Origin of the sequence: Shewanella avicenniae (assembly GCF_017354945.1) — a bacterium.
GTDB classification, from domain to species: Bacteria; Pseudomonadota; Gammaproteobacteria; order Enterobacterales; family Shewanellaceae; genus Shewanella; species Shewanella avicenniae.
Map to the genome: position 1 here is coordinate 4,139,223 of NZ_CP071503.1, position 18,410 is coordinate 4,157,632.

At 47.5% G+C, this 18,410-nt stretch carries 12 protein-coding genes and 3 rRNA genes; 8 read left to right on the forward strand and 7 right to left on the reverse strand.

The annotated features are described in order from the left end of the window. Positions 1-410: 410 nt before the first annotated feature. On the reverse strand, positions 411-1,070 hold the full coding sequence (gene yihA, locus JYB87_RS18330; RefSeq protein ID WP_207354857.1) for a ribosome biogenesis GTP-binding protein YihA/YsxC: 660 nt from the start codon (positions 1,068-1,070) through the stop codon (positions 411-413). 120 nt (positions 1,071-1,190) lie between these two features. Here yihA and JYB87_RS18335 point away from each other — a divergent pair, with 120 nt between their 5' ends. The 5 genes from JYB87_RS18335 to hemN all read left to right on the forward strand — a co-directional run bounded on the left by JYB87_RS18335 (position 1,191) and on the right by hemN (position 5,531). Next, on the forward strand, positions 1,191-1,808 hold the full coding sequence (locus tag JYB87_RS18335) for a c-type cytochrome (RefSeq protein WP_207354858.1): 618 nt from the start codon (positions 1,191-1,193) through the stop codon (positions 1,806-1,808). Between the two features lie 405 nt (positions 1,809-2,213). Next, on the forward strand, positions 2,214-2,852 hold the full coding sequence (locus JYB87_RS18340) for a class I SAM-dependent methyltransferase (RefSeq protein WP_207354859.1): 639 nt from the start codon (positions 2,214-2,216) through the stop codon (positions 2,850-2,852). Positions 2,853-2,944: 92 nt separating this feature from the next. Continuing rightward, the gene (yihI, locus tag JYB87_RS18345; RefSeq protein ID WP_207354860.1) at positions 2,945-3,478 is read left to right on the forward strand and encodes a Der GTPase-activating protein YihI; all 534 of its coding nucleotides are present in this window, start codon (positions 2,945-2,947) and stop codon (positions 3,476-3,478) included. A gap of 13 nt (positions 3,479-3,491) precedes the next feature. Then, the gene (locus JYB87_RS18350; RefSeq protein WP_207354861.1) at positions 3,492-3,959 is read left to right on the forward strand and encodes a DUF2489 domain-containing protein; all 468 of its coding nucleotides are present in this window, start codon (positions 3,492-3,494) and stop codon (positions 3,957-3,959) included. A gap of 195 nt (positions 3,960-4,154) precedes the next feature. Continuing rightward, positions 4,155-5,531 carry an oxygen-independent coproporphyrinogen III oxidase gene (hemN, locus tag JYB87_RS18355; protein WP_207354862.1) on the forward strand — a complete coding sequence of 459 codons (1,377 nt, stop codon included), beginning with the start codon at positions 4,155-4,157 and terminating at the stop codon, positions 5,529-5,531. 75 nt (positions 5,532-5,606) lie between these two features. On the opposite strand, the gene add is transcribed toward hemN, so the two are convergent. Beyond that, entirely contained in the window at positions 5,607-6,605 is a 999-nt protein-coding gene (add, locus tag JYB87_RS18360; protein WP_207354863.1) for an adenosine deaminase, read from the reverse strand. Between the two features lie 256 nt (positions 6,606-6,861). On the opposite strand from add, the gene JYB87_RS18365 reads away from it, so the two are divergent. After that, positions 6,862-7,812, forward strand: a complete 951-nt coding sequence (locus JYB87_RS18365; protein ID WP_207354864.1) for an alpha/beta fold hydrolase — start codon at positions 6,862-6,864, stop codon at positions 7,810-7,812. Here the strand turns inward: JYB87_RS18365 and JYB87_RS18370 are convergent. The 4 genes from JYB87_RS18370 to JYB87_RS18385 form a co-directional block, all read right to left on the reverse strand. Further along, positions 7,774-10,260 (reverse strand): putative bifunctional diguanylate cyclase/phosphodiesterase, encoded by a 2,487-nt coding sequence (locus JYB87_RS18370; RefSeq protein ID WP_207354865.1) that lies wholly within the window; start codon positions 10,258-10,260, stop codon positions 7,774-7,776. The genes JYB87_RS18365 and JYB87_RS18370 overlap by 39 nt on opposite strands. Positions 10,261-10,649: 389 nt before the next feature. Next, positions 10,650-10,765: ribosomal RNA gene (rrf, locus tag JYB87_RS18375) — 5S ribosomal RNA — on the reverse strand. Positions 10,766-10,901: 136 nt separating this feature from the next. Continuing rightward, positions 10,902-13,791: ribosomal RNA gene (locus tag JYB87_RS18380) — 23S ribosomal RNA — on the reverse strand. A gap of 267 nt (positions 13,792-14,058) precedes the next feature. Next, positions 14,059-15,601, reverse strand: a 16S ribosomal RNA gene (locus tag JYB87_RS18385). The 16S, 23S and 5S rRNA genes sit together here, the layout of an rRNA operon. A 530-nt stretch (positions 15,602-16,131) precedes the next feature. Here JYB87_RS18385 and JYB87_RS18390 point away from each other — a divergent pair. Together JYB87_RS18390 and JYB87_RS18395 are read left to right on the forward strand one after the other, a co-directional pair. Beyond that, entirely contained in the window at positions 16,132-16,482 is a 351-nt protein-coding gene (locus JYB87_RS18390; protein WP_207354866.1) for a hypothetical protein, read from the forward strand. A gap of 30 nt (positions 16,483-16,512) precedes the next feature. Further along, a complete protein-coding gene (locus JYB87_RS18395; RefSeq protein ID WP_207354867.1) occupies positions 16,513-17,415 on the forward strand; it encodes a 1,4-dihydroxy-2-naphthoyl-CoA synthase in 903 nt (300 codons plus the stop codon). A 106-nt stretch (positions 17,416-17,521) separates the two neighbouring features. Here the strand turns inward: JYB87_RS18395 and cyoE are convergent, their stop codons facing one another. Continuing rightward, the gene (gene cyoE, locus JYB87_RS18400) at positions 17,522-18,406 is read right to left on the reverse strand and encodes a heme o synthase (protein ID WP_207354868.1); all 885 of its coding nucleotides are present in this window, start codon (positions 18,404-18,406) and stop codon (positions 17,522-17,524) included. Between the last annotated feature and the right edge of the window lie 4 nt (positions 18,407-18,410).

The following is an 18,410-nucleotide window of genomic DNA, read 5'->3' on the forward strand; positions in this document are numbered from 1 at the left end:
ATCGTTGGTGACGAAGGAACAATGCCGTGGCGATTGTGATCAACCACGAGATTATTAACACCAAAAACAAAAAACTGTTTTCAAAATACGAATAAATGCAGTATTATTCTTGACGTAGGGTACAGAGGTTAAGATGTTCTATCTTTCAGACCTTTATTTCACTTTTAGTGATCAGCCAAATAATGGCGCCCCGGCCTCCACACACGGCCGGGGCTTTTTTTTGCCTAGAGATTAGAGTAATTACTTTAATTTGGTAAAAAGATGCGCTATTCTGCAACAGAACCATCAAATCACAGCTTTGATGGTTCTTGAGTCTTGTTGGATTTTAGCTTCTCCCCAAAAGGGGCTAAATGAATTTACGCCGAGCACATCTCATGTACTCGGCTTTTTTTTGCGCGGTAAAAAGAGGGTTATTCTGCAGGGGTATCGGTGAGTTCTGTGGCTTCAGCCTGAGTACCCGTGAACCATTCGGTTAAGATACTTAACACTTTTGGCTTGCCAGTACCTTTTAATGACGAGAAGCCTTCCACCCGCACGGCATCACCAAAGTTTGCTAATGCCTTGCGTACATCATTAACGGTTTTCATCCGAGCACTTTGGGTCAGTTTGTCGGATTTAGTCAGCAAGACTAACACCGGCAGCTGGCTTTCCACTGACCATTGCACCATCTGCATATCCAAATCCTTAAGGGGATGGCGAATATCCATCAGCACCACCACCCCTTGGAGGCATTCGCGATGTTGCAGATATTCACCCAATGCCTGTTGCCATTTCTTTTTCATGGCCAACGGCACTTGCGCAAAACCATATCCAGGAAGATCCACCAAACGGCAACCTGCTGCAGTTTCAAACACGTTGATCAACTGAGTCCGCCCAGGGGTTTTACTGGTGCGCGCTAAGTTTTTCTGCTCAGTCAGCGCATTTAATGCACTCGATTTACCTGCATTAGAACGGCCGGCAAAGGCGATTTCAATTCCGTCGTTGCCGGGAAGATTTTGTTCGAGGTGCTCAATATCCGGCGCACTGATCACAAAGTGTGTCTTGCGAAAATCGATGCTAGCGTCAGTCAAGTGAGTGTCTCCATTGCCTATATTTACCGCGGGTAAAATGCGTTGCGGTCAAATTTGTGTAAAAATGCGCTTATTAGCCCGTCATTCTAACATGCCTGACTCGCAACACCGAAAATCATCATGATCAAATTCTGCTTAACTCGTGCATTACCATTACTTTGGTTGAGTTTTTCCGCTTACGCCACTAACTCACTTGAATCTGACATCGCCAAAGGCAAGCAAAAGGCGGCAATTTGTGCCGGTTGCCATGGTGAGCGAGGCATCAGCCCAATAGCCCAATATCCCAACCTTGCCGGGCAATCAAGCCGCTACCTCAGCAAACAGTTACAAGATTTTCAGCAAGGTGCTGCTGGTCGCTCAGATCCGATGATGGATGCTTTTGCAGCACAACTATCCGCGGATGATATACAACATCTCGCGCTGTATTACGCCAGCTTACCCAACAAGGCTGCCGCAACAGACTCTAGTGACAGTGCTGGCCGCGCACTTTATATCGGCGGTGATATGTCACGTGATATTGCGGCTTGCTCAGCCTGTCACGGTGTCAATGCGCAAGGGCTCGCTGCAGCCGGCTTTCCTGCTCTCGCTGGGCAAAATGAAGCATACATCAAAGCACAACTGGAGAAGTTCAAAACTGCTGAGCGCCATAATGACCTAAACGGCATGATGGTCGATATTAGCCGTAAACTGAACGACAAAGAGATCACCGCATTAGCCGCCTTTTTGGCTGGGCTATAGACCAATTTTGCAGTTTACGTTCACGTCAACCAATTATTGGTTGACATGGATAATACAATAACGTTTAATAGCGTCAGTTTTTGATTCCCTGTCAGTAAAATAATAATTTAACATTGGGGAATCACAACAGCTTGCAGAGCCATTTGGGGGGCTCTCAGCTTACAGGGGATGCGGCAATCACCCCTGTGATCAAGGCAGGAAACCTTGATTGAGAAAGGTCGGGATGACCACAAACGACATAGCTTGGAATGCGCCAAATAAAAATAGGGAGAGGACCGGGAAAGTCCGTTGCTAAGCTTGGATAGCGACTAGCAGAATCTGACACAAAGTGTCATCATCAAGCGGCAGCTCGTCTGCCGCTTTTTTATTGCCTGATTTTCAGTTTTTGGTTGAGATATGAAGTAGATGCATCATTGCCCGCTTTGTAAACACACTGCCACACAGTTACTCCTTCAAGATAAAAAACGCAGTTTTTATTGCTGCGAAGTGTGCGGTTTAGTCTTCGCAGACCCTAACAGCCACCTGCTACCCAGTGTAGAGCGACAACGTTATGGACGGACCCAACGTTCAGGTAAGCAACGACAACTCGACGGGTTTATTGCGTCATTGATGCACCAGTTAGGCGAACTTGGCCAAAGTAACCTTAACGGGCTTAATTTTGGACGCGTGTTATCAGAGAGCGCTTTCACCGTAGTGGATACGGCAGGTTATCAATTACAACAATATGACCCTTTCTTTGCGGCACAACATGCGCTGTTGCAACAGCAATATGACTTTATTTGCAGTTACCGTGTATTTGAGCACTTTCGCGAGCCAGCGAAAGAATGGCGTCTCATCAGCGCTTGCTTAAAACCCAATGGTTGGCTGACAATTTCGACCCCATTGCTACGCTCACTGCCCGCGTTTGCAAAGTGGCATCTCAAGAACAATCCGACCCATGTGAGTTTTTATCAACCTAAAACCTTTGCCTATTTAGCCCAACAGTACGGATTCACGCTTTTATTTGCCGATGGCGACTTTGTATTGATGCAAAAAGCAGCGTAATTTGCTATAAATCGCGCCCCGGTTGCAAAGCTGCAGTAAAATACAGATGAAGGCGCTTGCACCCTGTTAGCTAATTCATCAAAGAGATCCATATGACCAGAATTAAAAAGTCGCGCAACGTTAATGAAAATGGCGCAAAGCGTGCACCAAGAACCAAGAAAGATGACCGTAAAGTTGCCCGTAAAAAGCAAGATTCAGGCAATAAATCCGGAAGCCGCCAAACGGTCGGCACAACCGGCTCTGCTGGCGGTCAGCAGAATGCCAAGAAAGACCCGCGTTTAGGTAGCAAAAAACCTGTAGCGTTGAATTTGCCTGCACAACAAGCCCCAATTGCCACAGTAAAACCGGTGAAAAAACCTGTGTTGACTGACGAACAAAAATTGATGCAGCTTGAAGATGATCCACGGCTGAATTCACTGTTAGATCAGCTAGAGGAAGGTAAAGACCTCTCTAGCACAGATCAGCAATGGCTCGACAAGCAATTGAATGAAATCGAGCGCTTGATGAAAAAACTGGGGATTGATGATCTATCAGAGACCGAAGCCGCTGATGATGAAGATGATCTGCTGGCAAAATTTGAATCTGGTGCTGATTTGCTGAAACAATACCAACAGGATGATGAATAACTAAGGAGCCGCTGTGCCGATTGCGATAGTTGTTATTGGTTTATTAATCGTGGTGGGGCTAACCACATATGCCACTATGTTGTTAGTTCGTCTGCAAAAGCAGAAAAAAGCCCGTGAAGCCGCTATCAGTGCACAGCAGCACGCCATCAAAGAGCGCCAGCAGAAAATATTGGGCGATATTCGCTATATCGCCCAAGCGATGATTGAAGACCGTTGTGAAATCTCCGAAGGGGTATTACGTATCGCCAAGCTGTTTGAAGCGTTGGCCCTCACCGAGCGTGTCGTAGACGATTTCCCCGCCACTTATCAACACTATGAGTTAATTAAAACTCACCCTATTCTTGAGCAGCGCGCAGCATTACCCAAACAAGAGCGCATGCGCCTTGATTTAGACCGCATGAAATCAGAGTCGCATCTGCAACAAGCAATTCTTAGTGAAGCGAAAACCTTAGCAAGCTTTGAGCTCAAACCGACCCATTAATCTGCAACCGAGGTTATTGCCTAAGGCGTGAGTCGGTGCACAAAACCGAACCACTTGGGCAGACATTCGTAACTTTTTCATAGATATTCGCTGTTTCTTAAATATCCATGTAAGAATTTCAAACTGGATCAAGGTTATTTGGCGAGTAACATTGCATACTTCGCCTGTTGCTAATTTAATGTCGGAGGACGCGTCTTGGAGCAGCCCACTAAAATCAGCTGGGATCAGTCAATGATCGAGAAGTACAACTACAGCGGTCCGCGTTATACCTCATATCCGACGGCGCTGGAGTTTGATGATTCCTTCACTGAGGGCGATCTGCTATCGGCGATTGAACACAGCAAAAGCGACAAACTGTCGCTGTATATCCACGTGCCTTTCTGTGCCAAGCTTTGCTACTACTGTGGCTGTAATAAAATTATTACCCGCCATCAGCACAAAGCTGACCAATACATCGAATATTTGGAAAGCGAAATCCTCAAGCGTGCACCATTGTTCAAGCGCTACAAGGTCACCCAAATGCACTGGGGTGGCGGTACCCCAACCTTCTTAAATCCAGAGCAGATCTTGCGTTTGACCAAGTTGCTCAAAGCAAACTTTGATTTTGCAGAAGAAGGTGAATACTCCATTGAAGTTGATCCACGCGAAATCGAATTGACCATGCTGGATACCCTGAAAGAAGCCGGTTTTAACCGCATCTCTATTGGGGTTCAGGACTTCAACAAAGAAGTACAGGTCGCGGTCAACCGTGAACAAGATGAAGATTTTATCTTTGCCTTGATCAACAAAGCCAAAGCGATGGGCTTTGTGTCGACCAACGTGGATTTGATCTACGGTTTGCCACATCAAACCCCAGAAACTTTTGCACAGACTATCCAACGTATTTTGGAGCTGTCGCCAGATCGTTTGTCAGTGTTCAACTACGCACACTTGCCAAGCCGCTTTGCCGCGCAACGTAAGATCAAAGATGAACATCTGCCAACACCACAGCAAAAGCTGGAGATCCTGCAACACACTATCGAAACGCTGACTGGCGCAGGCTATCAATACATCGGTATGGATCACTTTGCTAAGCCAGATGATGAATTGGCGAAATTACAACGTGAAGGTCGTCTGCACCGCAACTTCCAAGGGTACACCACCCAAGAAGAGTGTGATCTGTTAGGTTTGGGCGTGTCATCAATCAGCCAAATCGGTGATTGCTACGCGCAAAACCAAAAAGATATCCGTCCATACTACGAAGCCATTGATGACCATGGTCATGCATTGTGGAAAGGCTGCAAACTAAACCGTGATGACGAAATCCGCCGCGCGGTGATCAAACAGCTGATCTGCCACTTCGATTTAGATATGGCCAAGATGGATGAGAAATTGGGCATCAACTTTGAAGAGTACTTCGCAGAAGACTTGAAACTGCTGCAAACCTTCATCGATGACAAGCTCGTTACTGTCGCTGACCGCAAAATCCATGTGGGTGAAACGGGTCGTCTGCTGATCCGTAACATCTGTATCTGTTTTGACGTGTATTTCCGCGAAAAAGCGCGCCAGCAACAGTTCTCTCGCGTTATCTAAGTGCAATAGAGAACAGTTAAGCCACATTAAAGCCGACCTAAGTCGGCTTTTTATTGGCAAAATTGGCATTGCTGGTTATGTAGATTTACGCGCGTATAACGCTTTACGTTCACTGTCCGATAAAAACGCCATCTCAACACCATTCTGCTGCAATTGTCGTAATTGGGCATCTGTCAGCAGCAACTCATGCTTGGCGATGTGATACTCATGGGCAATATCGATATTACTTACGCCCGGATCATCGGTATTCAAGCTCACTAACAAGCCCGCATCGATAAATTGCTTCAGCGGATGAGCAGCGTACGAAGCAACTGTAGATGTTTGAATATTGCTTGTGGGGCAAGACTCTATCCCAATGCGATGTTTGGCGAGATATTCCATCAATGTGCTATCTTCCACCGCTTTCACGCCGTGGCCAATCCTCACCGCACCTAATTCATTTATTGCTTGCCAAATACTGGCTGCCCCCGCCGCTTCACCGGCATGAACCGTCACTTGCAAGCCCGCATCACGCGCTTTTTTGAAATGATCGTTAAACAGTTTACCAGGGAAACCCAACTCATCACCGGCCAAATCGACAGCAACTAACCCTTGATGGCAACCCAACAGTGCGGTCATCTCGTCTAAACAAGCTTGCTGGCCAAAGGTGCGCGATAAAATACCAATCAACTTCACTTGGGTGTTGAAGTCACGCATACCGGCGTTGGTACCATCAATCACCGCTTCCACCACGGCTTGCAGCGGCAACTTATGGTTCATCGCCATATAGTAAGGGCTGAAACGCAACTCGGCGTAATCTAAGCCTGATTGCGCCACATCTTCCACGTTCTCATAGGCGACACGGCGCACCGCATCTAAATCGGCCAACACGGCCACCATCCAATCTAATTTGGCTAAAAAACCTAATAAATCTGCTTCTTTTCCTTGAATTTGCACATGTGGCGCCAGCGCTGCTGCCGAGCTCGCAGGCAATTGAATGCCATGTTGTTGACCCAGTTCCCAAATCGTTCCAATGCGGACGTTACCGTCCAAATGTCGGTGCAAATCCACCAACGGGATAGAAGTATCAATCATAAAAAAAGCCTCGTTCGCGTTACCTGCGTTATTCGGATTTGGTAGTGGTAACTGCCTTATTCTAGCATGGCTGCAATACGACTCTATGATTGCCAATGTTACAAAAGCCAGGGGCTGACTTAGTCAGCCAGAACACAGTGCTGATTAGCGAATCTCAACTCTATCAATATCAATGAATTAATCTAGCGAATCAGCAATGATGGACCAAATGCTGATATGCTTTATTGAGAGAGTGGAACCCAATTTAGGAGGTATCGTGGGGAAGTTTCGCAGTAAATATGACCATCCGATATCAGAGACGGTCTTAGCTGAATTTTGGCAACAGGTCGGTGAAACATCACTAACACTGGCTGATGGCCATACAATGTCCTACTGCTTTATCGAACATCCAAACCACAACAAAGTTGTGGTGATCAGCAATGGTCGCGTCGAGAGCTACCTCAAATATATGGAGGTCATCTACGATCTGTACCAGCAAGGATTCAGTGTTTACGCCGCCGATCATGTTGGACAAGGGCTTTCAAGCAGACTCGCAACCAATACGCATATGGGCCATATTGACAGTTTCGAGCGATATGTCGCGCATCTTGGCCAATTTATCAATGAGATAGTGCTGCCACAGCAACATTCGCAACGCTATCTATTGGGACATTCGATGGGATGTGCCATTGCCGCCCTGTATTTGGAACACCAACATCATCATTTTAGTGCTGCGGCATTTTGTGCACCTATGTTTGGCATTAAGTTACCCCTGCCCAAACCTTGGGTTGAATGGCTGGCAAATAGGTTAAATTGTTATGCGCCCGGCAAAGAGCCAAATTATATTCTGGGCGGACAGGATTACCATGCCAAGCCATTTTATGGCAATCCGCTAACGCATAGCCGCCAACGATACGCACGCTTATTAGCCCTGTACCAGCAAGTACCGCAAATACAACTCGGTTCACCGACCAACCAATGGCTCGTTGAGGCAATTCCTGCCGCGGAAAGAGCATTGCAGGCGGCGAAGCAGCTCCCCATACCGACATTGATCTTACAAGCGGGCAAAGATTGCGTGGTAGATAACGATTCGCAGTGGCGAGTGCGTGGCCCACACACTCAACTGCAACAAATTGCTGATGCGCGACATGAAATCCTGATTGAACATGATTACTGTCGTTCGAAGGGACTAAAGCTCATTTTGGACTGGTTTAATATTGGAAACTAACTGACGCACCTCGCCAGCGCGAGGCAACAATCGAGCAAACTCAGCTGCAGGAAGTGGCTTACTCCACATATAACCTTGGAACCAATCACATTGCTGGCTCTTGAGGTAGGTGTGTTGCTCCTCGGTCTCAACGCCTTCAGCCACCACATCTAACTTCATTGCATGCGCCATCTCAATAATGGCTTTCACCAAGGTTTTACCCTTCTCACCTTTGCCAATATTGCGCACGAATGCCGCATCAATTTTTAGTCGAGAAAGTGGCAAATGCTGCAGATAGCTTAATGAAGAATATCCGGTACCAAAGTCATCAATTGCAATGGTAAATCCTGCTTGTTGCAACTCGGTAAAGCGCGCCTTAATCAGCGATAGATCAGTTAAAAACAGGTGTTCGGTTAACTCCAGCTCAAAGGCTCTCGGGGTTAACTGTCGGCCTTTAATTTGCACTAACAGGCTTTCGACAAACTTAGGATCATTAAACTGACGCGCACTGATATTAATCGAGATTTTGGGCAGCTCTCTTTCAGCGTTTTGTTGTACGAACTCACAAACGTCTTTTAACACCCAGCGAGTCAGGTTATCAATCAAACCAAATCGCTCTGCCACAGGAATAAAATCAGCAGGGGAAATAAACCCATATTGTGGATGACGCCAACGCAACAAGGCTTCAGCGCCGGACAGAATGCCATGCTCATCCACTATCGGTTGATAATAGAGTTCTAATTCGTGTCGCTCGATGGCATCGCGCAGATCGTTTTGAATAATAAGTTGCGTGTTTACCTGATGCTCCATTTCAGCCGAATAGATAACGCAGTTATCACGTCCACGCTCTTTGGCATCAAACATGGCCATATCAGCACAACGCATCAACTCACCGGCGGTACTGACTTGCCCAGGACGAAGTAAATCAATCCCGATACTCGCTGAAATATGCAATTTATGCCCGTTGATCACCAAGCTCTGAGAGATGCTTTGACGAATATCCCCCGCGAGAGCAAAGGCTAACTCACGGGCTTCTTCTTCTGATTGGCCGGCATCTTCGAGCACTAATGAAAATTCATCAGCGCCTAATCGCGCCAACAAGCTATCACCAGCAGTTTCGGCTAAACGCTTGCTGATCTGCACCAACAAACTATCACCGGATTTATGCCCTAGCGCATCATTAACGACTTTAAAGTTATCGAGGTCGATAACAAATACCGCGCTATATTTCATTCGATCATGTTGTGCACATAAACGGCTGAGCGCCTGATTCAAATGTGCTCTATTGGCTAAATTTGTCAGCGGATCATGACTGGCTAAAAATGCTAACGCATGCTGATTTTGAATATCATCGGAAACATCGGCGAGGTAACCCAACATCCGCGTCGGGCGACCATTGATGTCCCATGCCACAATCATCCCACGATTCTTAACCCAGAGGTAATGACCGTCCTTATGTTGCAACCGATGCAGCGAATCATACTCATCAGCTTTACCATCTAAATATTCTTGCAAGACCTCGAACGCAATCGCTTTATCTTCTGGGTGCAACAACTGGCGCCAAACCTTAGCATCAGGGTCAAGCTCTGTTGGCGAATAACCCAAAATTTCCTTCCAGCGGTTGGAGAAAAATACGCGGCCTTTCACAATGTCCCAATCCCACAAACCATTACGATTGCCATCTACCGCAAACAGCCAACGCTGTTCATTATCACGAATACGATCAATCAAGCGTTTCCGATGGGAATGTAATGAATCAATTGAAGCTAATAATTCGTCGAATATTGAGAGTGGTAACTTAGCCGAGGTGCGCGGAGAAGACGCTTGTGCCACCTTAGTTAACACACGAACAGGCTTAAAAATGTAGTGATTTGCCGCCAGTGCAATTAATGCAAGCAGCCCTGAAATGACGAAAAATAAAGTTATAAAGTGCTGATTAAATTCATCCTCTGCAACCAGAGCAGATTGATGATAATCGGACTCGACATAGATCAACTTTACAATGTGGTAGACGTCATCGGATTTTGATGACACCGGGTAATAAAACCGGCTCACAAATGCGGCTTCATCTACCCGAGAAATCGGCAATTGCGACTGATAAACGGTTTTGGCTAGTTCAACAGAATAGCTTTCAAAGGCTTCGGCAACGGGCATGTCTAACCAGAGCGAATGGTTAGCAAACCTTACAGAATCATCGTCATCAACGAACACAACCGAAACAGCCCCCGGAAGCGATGACAAATAGTTCAACTCTTCTTCGATTCGCTTATCATCTTGATTAAGGACTGACTTAGTTAAAACGCTAGTCGAACGCGTCAGCTGCTTTTGCCAGAATTGATTAGCTTGTTGAGTAGCGCCCGCAACAGAATCTGATTGACCAACGAAATAGACAGCCGCAAACAACCCGAAATATAAAAGAATAAAACCGACTACGAAAAATAGAGGTCTATCCCGCCACGCTAGATTCAAGACGGCCTCCACAAGGCAAAGGAAAAGTCTCTAGATGAATTCACACTATAAGCGAGAACAGAGCCTAGCTCAAAGTGCGATAACCTGAATATGACGAATAGTAAATAATGTAAATTATCACAGAGTTACCGACTCTATATTGATGAACATAGCATAATCAGTTGAAAAAACAGCGATCAGTAATGTAAACGATCTAAAACAGATTTTCCCTTTGATTACAGTTGCTAATCATCATATTAGGCGGGGAGCTGAGTCAGCCAAACATAATTGGCTGACTAGGTAATCTCGGATAAATTAACTAGCCCCCTTAGACGTAGTTGGTGACTTTGGAATACGGATAAACGGAAAGCAAAAAGGCCACCCGTTTGGGTGGCCTTCTCTAATTAGGCGTCTGGCGATGACCTACTCTCACATGGGGAAACCCCACACTACCATCGGCGCGATTGTGTTTCACTTCTGAGTTCGGGATGGGATCAGGTGGGACCACAATGCTATTGTCACCAGACAAATTCTTTTCTGCTCTCGCCTTCTAGGCAAAAACAAGTAATTCGGAAAGCTGCTTTCTTTTAGTAGTTCGTTCTCATACTTCAAATCAAGTATTTCTTTATTCATCAAGGTTCACCAAAACCCATCGGGGTTGTATGGTTAAGCCGCACGAGTCATTAGTACAGGTTAGCTAAACGCCTCACAACGCTTACACACCCTGCCTATCTACGTCCTGGTCTTGAACGGCTCTTTAGTAGACTTAAAGTCTAAGGGATGACTCATCTTGAGGCTCGCTTCCCGCTTAGATGCTTTCAGCGGTTATCGATTCCGAACGTAGCTACCGGGCAATGCCATTGGCATGACAACCCGAACACCAGCGGTTCGTCCACTCCGGTCCTCTCGTACTAGGAGCAGCCCCTCTCAATCATCCAACGCCCACGGCAGATAGGGACCGAACTGTCTCACGACGTTCTGAACCCAGCTCGCGTACCACTTTAAATGGCGAACAGCCATACCCTTGGGACCGACTTCAGCCCCAGGATGTGATGAGCCGACATCGAGGTGCCAAACACCGCCGTCGATATGAACTCTTGGGCGGTATCAGCCTGTTATCCCCGGAGTACCTTTTATCCGTTGAGCGATGGCCCTTCCATTCAGAACCACCGGATCACTATGACCTACTTTCGTACCTGCTCGACGTGTCTGTCTCGCAGTTAAGCTGGCTTGTGCCATTACACTAACCGTACGATGTCCGACCGTACTTAGCCAACCTTCGTGCTCCTCCGTTACTCTTTAGGAGGAGACCGCCCCAGTCAAACTACCCACCAGGCACTGTCCCTAACCCCGATTAGGGGCCAAGGTTAGAACACCAACACTGCAAGGGTGGTATTTCAAGGTCGACTCCATCAGGACTAGCGTCCTAACTTCATAGTCTCCCACCTATCCTACACATGCAGGGTCAATGTTCAGTGCCAAGCTATAGTAAAGGTTCACGGGGTCTTTCCGTCTAGCCGCGGGTATACGGCATCTTCACCGCAATTTCAACTTCACTGAGTCTCGGCTGGAGACAGCCTGGCCATCATTACGCCATTCGTGCAGGTCGGAACTTACCCGACAAGGAATTTCGCTACCTTAGGACCGTTATAGTTACGGCCGCCGTTTACCGGGGCTTCGATCATGAGCTTCTCCGAAGATAACCCAATCAATTAACCTTCCGGCACCGGGCAGGCGTCACACCGTATACTTCCTCTTGCGAGTTCGCACAGTGCTGTGTTTTTGATAAACAGTTGCAGCCAGCTGGTATCTGCGACTCCCGTCAGCTTAGAGAGCAAGTCTCATCACCAACAGGAGCGTACCTTCTCCCGAAGTTACGGTACCATTTTGCCTAGTTCCTTCAGCCGAGTTCTCTCAAGCGCCTTGGTATTCTCTACCCGACCACCTGTGTCGGTTTGGGGTACGATTCCTACTAACCTGAAGCTTAGAAGATTTTCCTGGAAGCTTGGCATCAACCACTTCATCACCTTAGTGACTCGTCATCAGCTCTCAGTGTAAATGTGCCCGGATTTGCCTAAGCACAACACCTACTACCTTAAACGCGGACTACCAACGCCGCGCTGGCCTAGCCTTCTCCGTCTCTCCATCGCAGTTAGCAGAAGTACGGGAATATTAACCCGTTTCCCATCGACTACGCCTTTCAGCCTCGCCTTAGGGGTCGACTCACCCTGCCCCGATTAACGTTGGACAGGAACCCTTGGTCTTTCGGCGTGGAGGTTTTTCACCCCCATTATCGTTACTCATGTCAACATTCGCACTTCTGATACCTCCAGTGTGGGTTACCCCTTCACCTTCAACGGCTTACAGAACGCTCCTCTACCGCACATACAAAGTATGTACCCGTAGCTTCGGTGTATTGCTTAGCCCCGTTACATCTTCCGCGCAGGCCGACTCGACTAGTGAGCTATTACGCTTTCTTTAAATGATGGCTGCTTCTAAGCCAACATCCTAGCTGTCTAAGCCTTCCCACATCGTTTCCCACTTAGCAATAACTTTGGGACCTTAGCTGACGGTCTGGGTTGTTTCCCTTTTGACGACGGACGTTAGCACCCGCCGTCTGTCTCCCGAGTAGTACTCATTGGTATTCGGAGTTTGCAAAGGGTTGGTAAGTCGGGATGACCCCCTAGCCTTAACAGTGCTCTACCCCCAATGGTATTCGCTCGAGGCGCTACCTAAATAGCTTTCGAGGAGAACCAGATATCTCCCGGTTTGATTGGCCTTTCACCCCCAGCCACAGGTCATCACCGTCTTTTTCAACAGACGTGTGTTCGGTCCTCCAGTTGATGTTACTCAACCTTCAACCTGCCCATGGCTAGATCACCGGGTTTCGGGTCTACACCTAGCAACTAAACGCGCAGTTAACACTCGGTTTCCCTACGGCTCCGCTATTCGCTTAACCTTGCTACTAAATGTAAGTCGTTGACCCATTATACAAAAGGTACGCAGTCACGGTCTCAAGAACCGCTTCCACTGCTTGTACGTATACGGTTTCAGGTTCTATTTCACTCCCCTCACAGGGGTTCTTTTCGCCTTTCCCTCACGGTACTGGTTCGCTATCGGTCAGTCAGGAGTATTTAGCCTTGGAGGATGGTCCCCCCATCTTCAGACAACATGTCACGTGTGCCGCCTTACTCGTTTTCACTTAAGGTTAGTTTTCGTGTACGGGACTGTCACCCTGTACCGTTGCGCTTTCCAACGCATTCCACTAACACCCCAAAAGCTTAAGGGCTGGTCCCCGTTCGCTCGCCGCTACTAGGGGAATCTCGGTTGATTTCTTTTCCTCGGGGTACTTAGATGTTTCAGTTCTCCCGGTTTGCCTCATTAAGCTATGTATTCACTTAATGATACTTACTTATGTAAGTGGGTTGCCCCATTCGGAAATCTCAGACTCAAGCGGCTTTTACTGCCTCATCTGAGCTTATCGCAAGTTAATACGTCCTTCATCGCCTCTGACTGCCAAGGCATCCACCGTATACGCTTAGTCGCTTAACCATACAACCCGGATGAGTTTCCTCGACCGAATCGTATGCACGACCCATATGGTTTGTTTTCGCCTTGATTGTGTCCTTTCGAACACATGAATATCCAAAACACTTGATTGAAGTATTTTGAGAACTCAATTTCGATTAAATATCACTATTTAATCTCTACTATCAGCTTTCCAAATTGTTAAAGAGCACATTAGTTAACAAGAACTAATGACTTGCTTCATCAGCAAGCAATCTGTGTGAACACTCATCAAATCGTATATCGCTTAGGTAAGGAGGTGATCCAGCCCCAGGTTCCCCTAGGGCTACCTTGTTACGACTTCACCCCAGTCATGAATCACACCGTGGTAAACGCCCCCCCGAAGGTTAAGCTATCTACTTCTGGTGCAACCCACTCCCATGGTGTGACGGGCGGTGTGTACAAGGCCCGGGAACGTATTCACCGCAACATTCTGATTTGCGATTACTAGCGATTCCGACTTCACGGAGTCGAGTTGCAGACTCCGATCCGGACTACGACCAGCTTTAAGAGATTGGCTCCACCTCGCGGCTTCGCATCCCTCTGTACTGACCATTGTAGCACGTGTGTAGCCCTACTCGTAAGGGCCATGATGACTTGACGTCGTCCCCACCTTCCTCCGGTTTATCACCGGCAGTCTCCCTAAAGTTCCCGGCATTACCCGCTGGCAAGTAAGGATAAGGGTTGCGCTCGTTGCGGGACTTAACCCAACATTTCACAACACGAGCTGACGACAGCCATGCAGCACCTGTCTCACAGTTCCCGAAGGCACTGAGGTATCTCTACCAGATTCTGTGGATGTCAAGAGTAGGTAAGGTTCTTCGCGTTGCATCGAATTAAACCACATGCTCCACCGCTTGTGCGGGCCCCCGTCAATTCATTTGAGTTTTAACCTTGCGGCCGTACTCCCCAGGCGGTCTACTTAATGCGTTAGCTTGAGAGCCCAGTGTTCAAGACACCAAACTCCGAGTAGACATCGTTTACAGCGTGGACTACCAGGGTATCTAATCCTGTTTGCTCCCCACGCTTTCGTGCATGAGCGTCAGTCTTTGTCCAGGGGGCCGCCTTCGCCACCGGTATTCCTCCAGATCTCTACGCATTTCACCGCTACACCTGGAATTCTACCCCCCTCTACAAGACTCTAGCTTGCCAGTTCGAAATGCAATTCCCAGGTTGAGCCCGGGGCTTTCACATCTCGCTTAACAAACCGCCTGCGCACGCTTTACGCCCAGTAATTCCGATTAACGCTCGCACCCTCCGTATTACCGCGGCTGCTGGCACGGAGTTAGCCGGTGCTTCTTCTGCGAGTAACGTCACAGCTAGCAGGTATTAACTACTAACCTTTCCTCCTCGCTGAAAGTGCTTTACAACCCGAAGGCCTTCTTCACACACGCGGCATGGCTGCATCAGGGTTTCCCCCATTGTGCAATATTCCCCACTGCTGCCTCCCGTAGGAGTCTGGACCGTGTCTCAGTTCCAGTGTGGCTGATCATCCTCTCAAACCAGCTAGAGATCGTCGCCTTGGTGAGCCTTTACCTCACCAACTAGCTAATCCCATCTGGGCCTATCCATTCGCGGAAGGTCCGAAGAGCCCCTCCTTTCCCCCGTAGGGCGTATGCGGTATTAGCAGTCGTTTCCAACTGTTATCCCCCTCGAATGGGCAAGTTCCCAGACATTACTCACCCGTCCGCCGCTCGCCGGCAGAGTAGCAAGCTACTCCCCGCTGCCGCTCGACTTGCATGTGTTAGGCCTGCCGCCAGCGTTCAATCTGAGCCATGATCAAACTCTTCAATTGAAAGTTTTGACTCTAATGAATTCTGTTCGTATGAACACTCTTCATAAAGTCGATAAATCGTTGTCGATATATCAACCTGAGAGTGCCCACACAGATTGCTTGATAACTTGTTAAAGAGCACCCTGAAGAACTCGCTTCAGGTCAGGGCTGCGTATTCTACACCTCCCCGTTCAGGCGTCAAGCTTGATTTCAAACTTATTTTCGCCTTGCGATGAGTCATCCTCATCACCACCTCAACCGCCTTTGCTTTCGCGCTGTGCCGTCTCAGTGGGTGCGCATTATAGGGCGACAAAAACCCCTTGCAAGTGCTATTTGCAATAAAATTTTCGACTGCTCAAGATTCCATCCAACTGGAAAAATATGCGGCGTTTTATGTATAAGAAACCAGCGCAGAGGGCAAAAATCACCCGTTGATAAAGTGTAGACGATATTTTTATTGTTGCTGCTAATTTTAAATTCGCTGTGCTGTGTTTTTTTTCCTTGTTAGGATTGTGGCTAACTTTCGCTTTTTTGAACGATTAGGACAAATCATGAAAGGTTGGATATTGATAGCCATCGCTGCTGGGGTCATTTACTACCTCGCAACGCGCACCGACAAGCTGGACGAGCCCATCGCTCAAACAGAGGCCATGCTCAATAAGATTGAGCGTAAGTTAGATGCGATGACGGGCACCCAGATTATTCGTATAGATAAGAAGAAGGCACAACTTAAAGCATCTATAGGTGAGCGCTTGTCCGGTACTGAATTAACTGAACTTGATTCGATTCTGAGTTCTGCAGATAGCTTTAGCGAATTTAAAGATGAGTACTGCCAAGCCAATGTGTCATCACACCCAGTTTTCAGCAGAGATAATTTGCAGTTCATTTGCGATAATCTCTGACATTATGTTCCTAGGTAACAGGATTTAGTTATGTCTCGTTTTGTATCCGATATTTTTGATGCCGACCTTTGGGATGAAGTCCCTGGGTTTGAGTTCGAAGATATTACTTATCACCGCGCTAAGGCCCACGGCACAGTGCGCATTGCCATTGACCGTCCCGATTGTTTAAACGCTTTTCGTCCTAAAACGGTTGATGAGCTTTATATCGCACTCGACCATGCGCGCCAGTGGTCAGATGTAGGCAGTGTACTCTTAACCGGTAACGGGCCATCGAAGAAAGGCCAATGGTCATTCTCTTCGGGTGGTGATCAGCGCATTCGCGGTAAAGATGGTTATAAGTATGAAGGTGCTGAAGCGGGTAAAGCAGATATCGCCCGAATGGGACGGTTACATATTCTAGAAGTGCAGCGCTTGATCCGCTTTATGCCGAAAGTAGTGATCGCTGTTGTGCCGGGGTGGGCCGTTGGCGGTGGCCACAGTTTACATGTGGTGTGCGATTTAACCTTGGCATCAAAAGAGCACGCTATTTTCAAACAAACAGATCCAGATGTCGCCAGCTTTGACTCTGGTTACGGTAGTGCGTATTTGGCGAAAATGATTGGCCAAAAGCGCGCACGGGAAATCTTCTTCTGTGGTTTTAACTATAGTGCTGATGAAGCGTTTGATATGGGCATGGTTAACCGTTCCATCCCACACGCTGAGTTAGAAGTAGAAGCGCTGCGCTGGGCCAAAGAGATCAACTTTAAGAGTCCAACGGCAATGCGCATGTTGAAGTATGGTTTCAACTTGCCAGATGATGGTTTAGTGGGTCAGCAGTTATTTGCCGGTGAAGCCACCCGTTTAGCCTACGGAACAGCAGAAGCAGAAGAGGGGCGCGATGCCTTTCTTGAAAAGCGTGACCAAGACTTTTCAAAATTCCCTTGGCACTATTAAGCGTAATTAATAGTAATCGTTCGTGGTGTTCTAAGCACTGTGTACAAAAAGGAAAACAAAAAGCCCGCAGTTGCGGGCTTTTTTATGTACTGTATATATGTAGCGATTAAAGCTGTACAAATAGCTGCGAAGTGACTTCTTTAAAGTCGAGAGCCATTGTGACGCTCAAAGCGGTGATGGTGATGATTGAGAAACCAAACACTTGGCGCGCCCAACCATTGATATCGACATCCTTACGATAGCCACGTAATGCCATGGCTAACCACCACAAACTGGTAGAACAAGCCACAGCCATAAAAGCGACGCCTGTGTACCCTGTTAACGGTAACAACACAGATACCACGGCAAACAAGGCGACATAGGCCACGATGTGTAATTTCGCTTTTTCAACGCCATGTACAACGGGCAACACAGGGATTTTCGCAGCTTTATAATCTTCATAACGGAAGATGGCAATCGCGTAAGAGTGAGGCATCTGCCATAGGCAAAACATTAACAGAAGAATTGCCGCACCTGCATCAAACTTACCCGATACCGCACAGTAGCCTACAACCGGCGGTACAGCTCCCGATAAGCTACCTACGATGGTGCCGTAAACCGATAAGCGCTTCATGTAGAGGCTATAAACCCCGACATAAACCACGAAACCAATCACAGCAAACAAGGTCGCCATCGCATTGGTGTAGACAGCTAAGATGCCGAAACCTGCGAATCCCAACGCAACACCAAACCAAAATGCGTGAGTAATAGATAACTCACCCGTCACCGTTACACGCTTTTGTGTACGGCGCATTTTGGCGTCAATATCGGTATCGATGCAGTTATTGATTGCACATCCTGATGCTACCACCAGTGATAACCCCAGAATTGCAGCAAACATCAAACCCCAATCCACGTTGCCTTGGGAAGCTAAGAAAAAGCCTCCAGCAACAGAGATCAGATTACCCATAATAATGCCGGGCTTGGTGACGTTGAGATAAGGCTTCAGCATATTA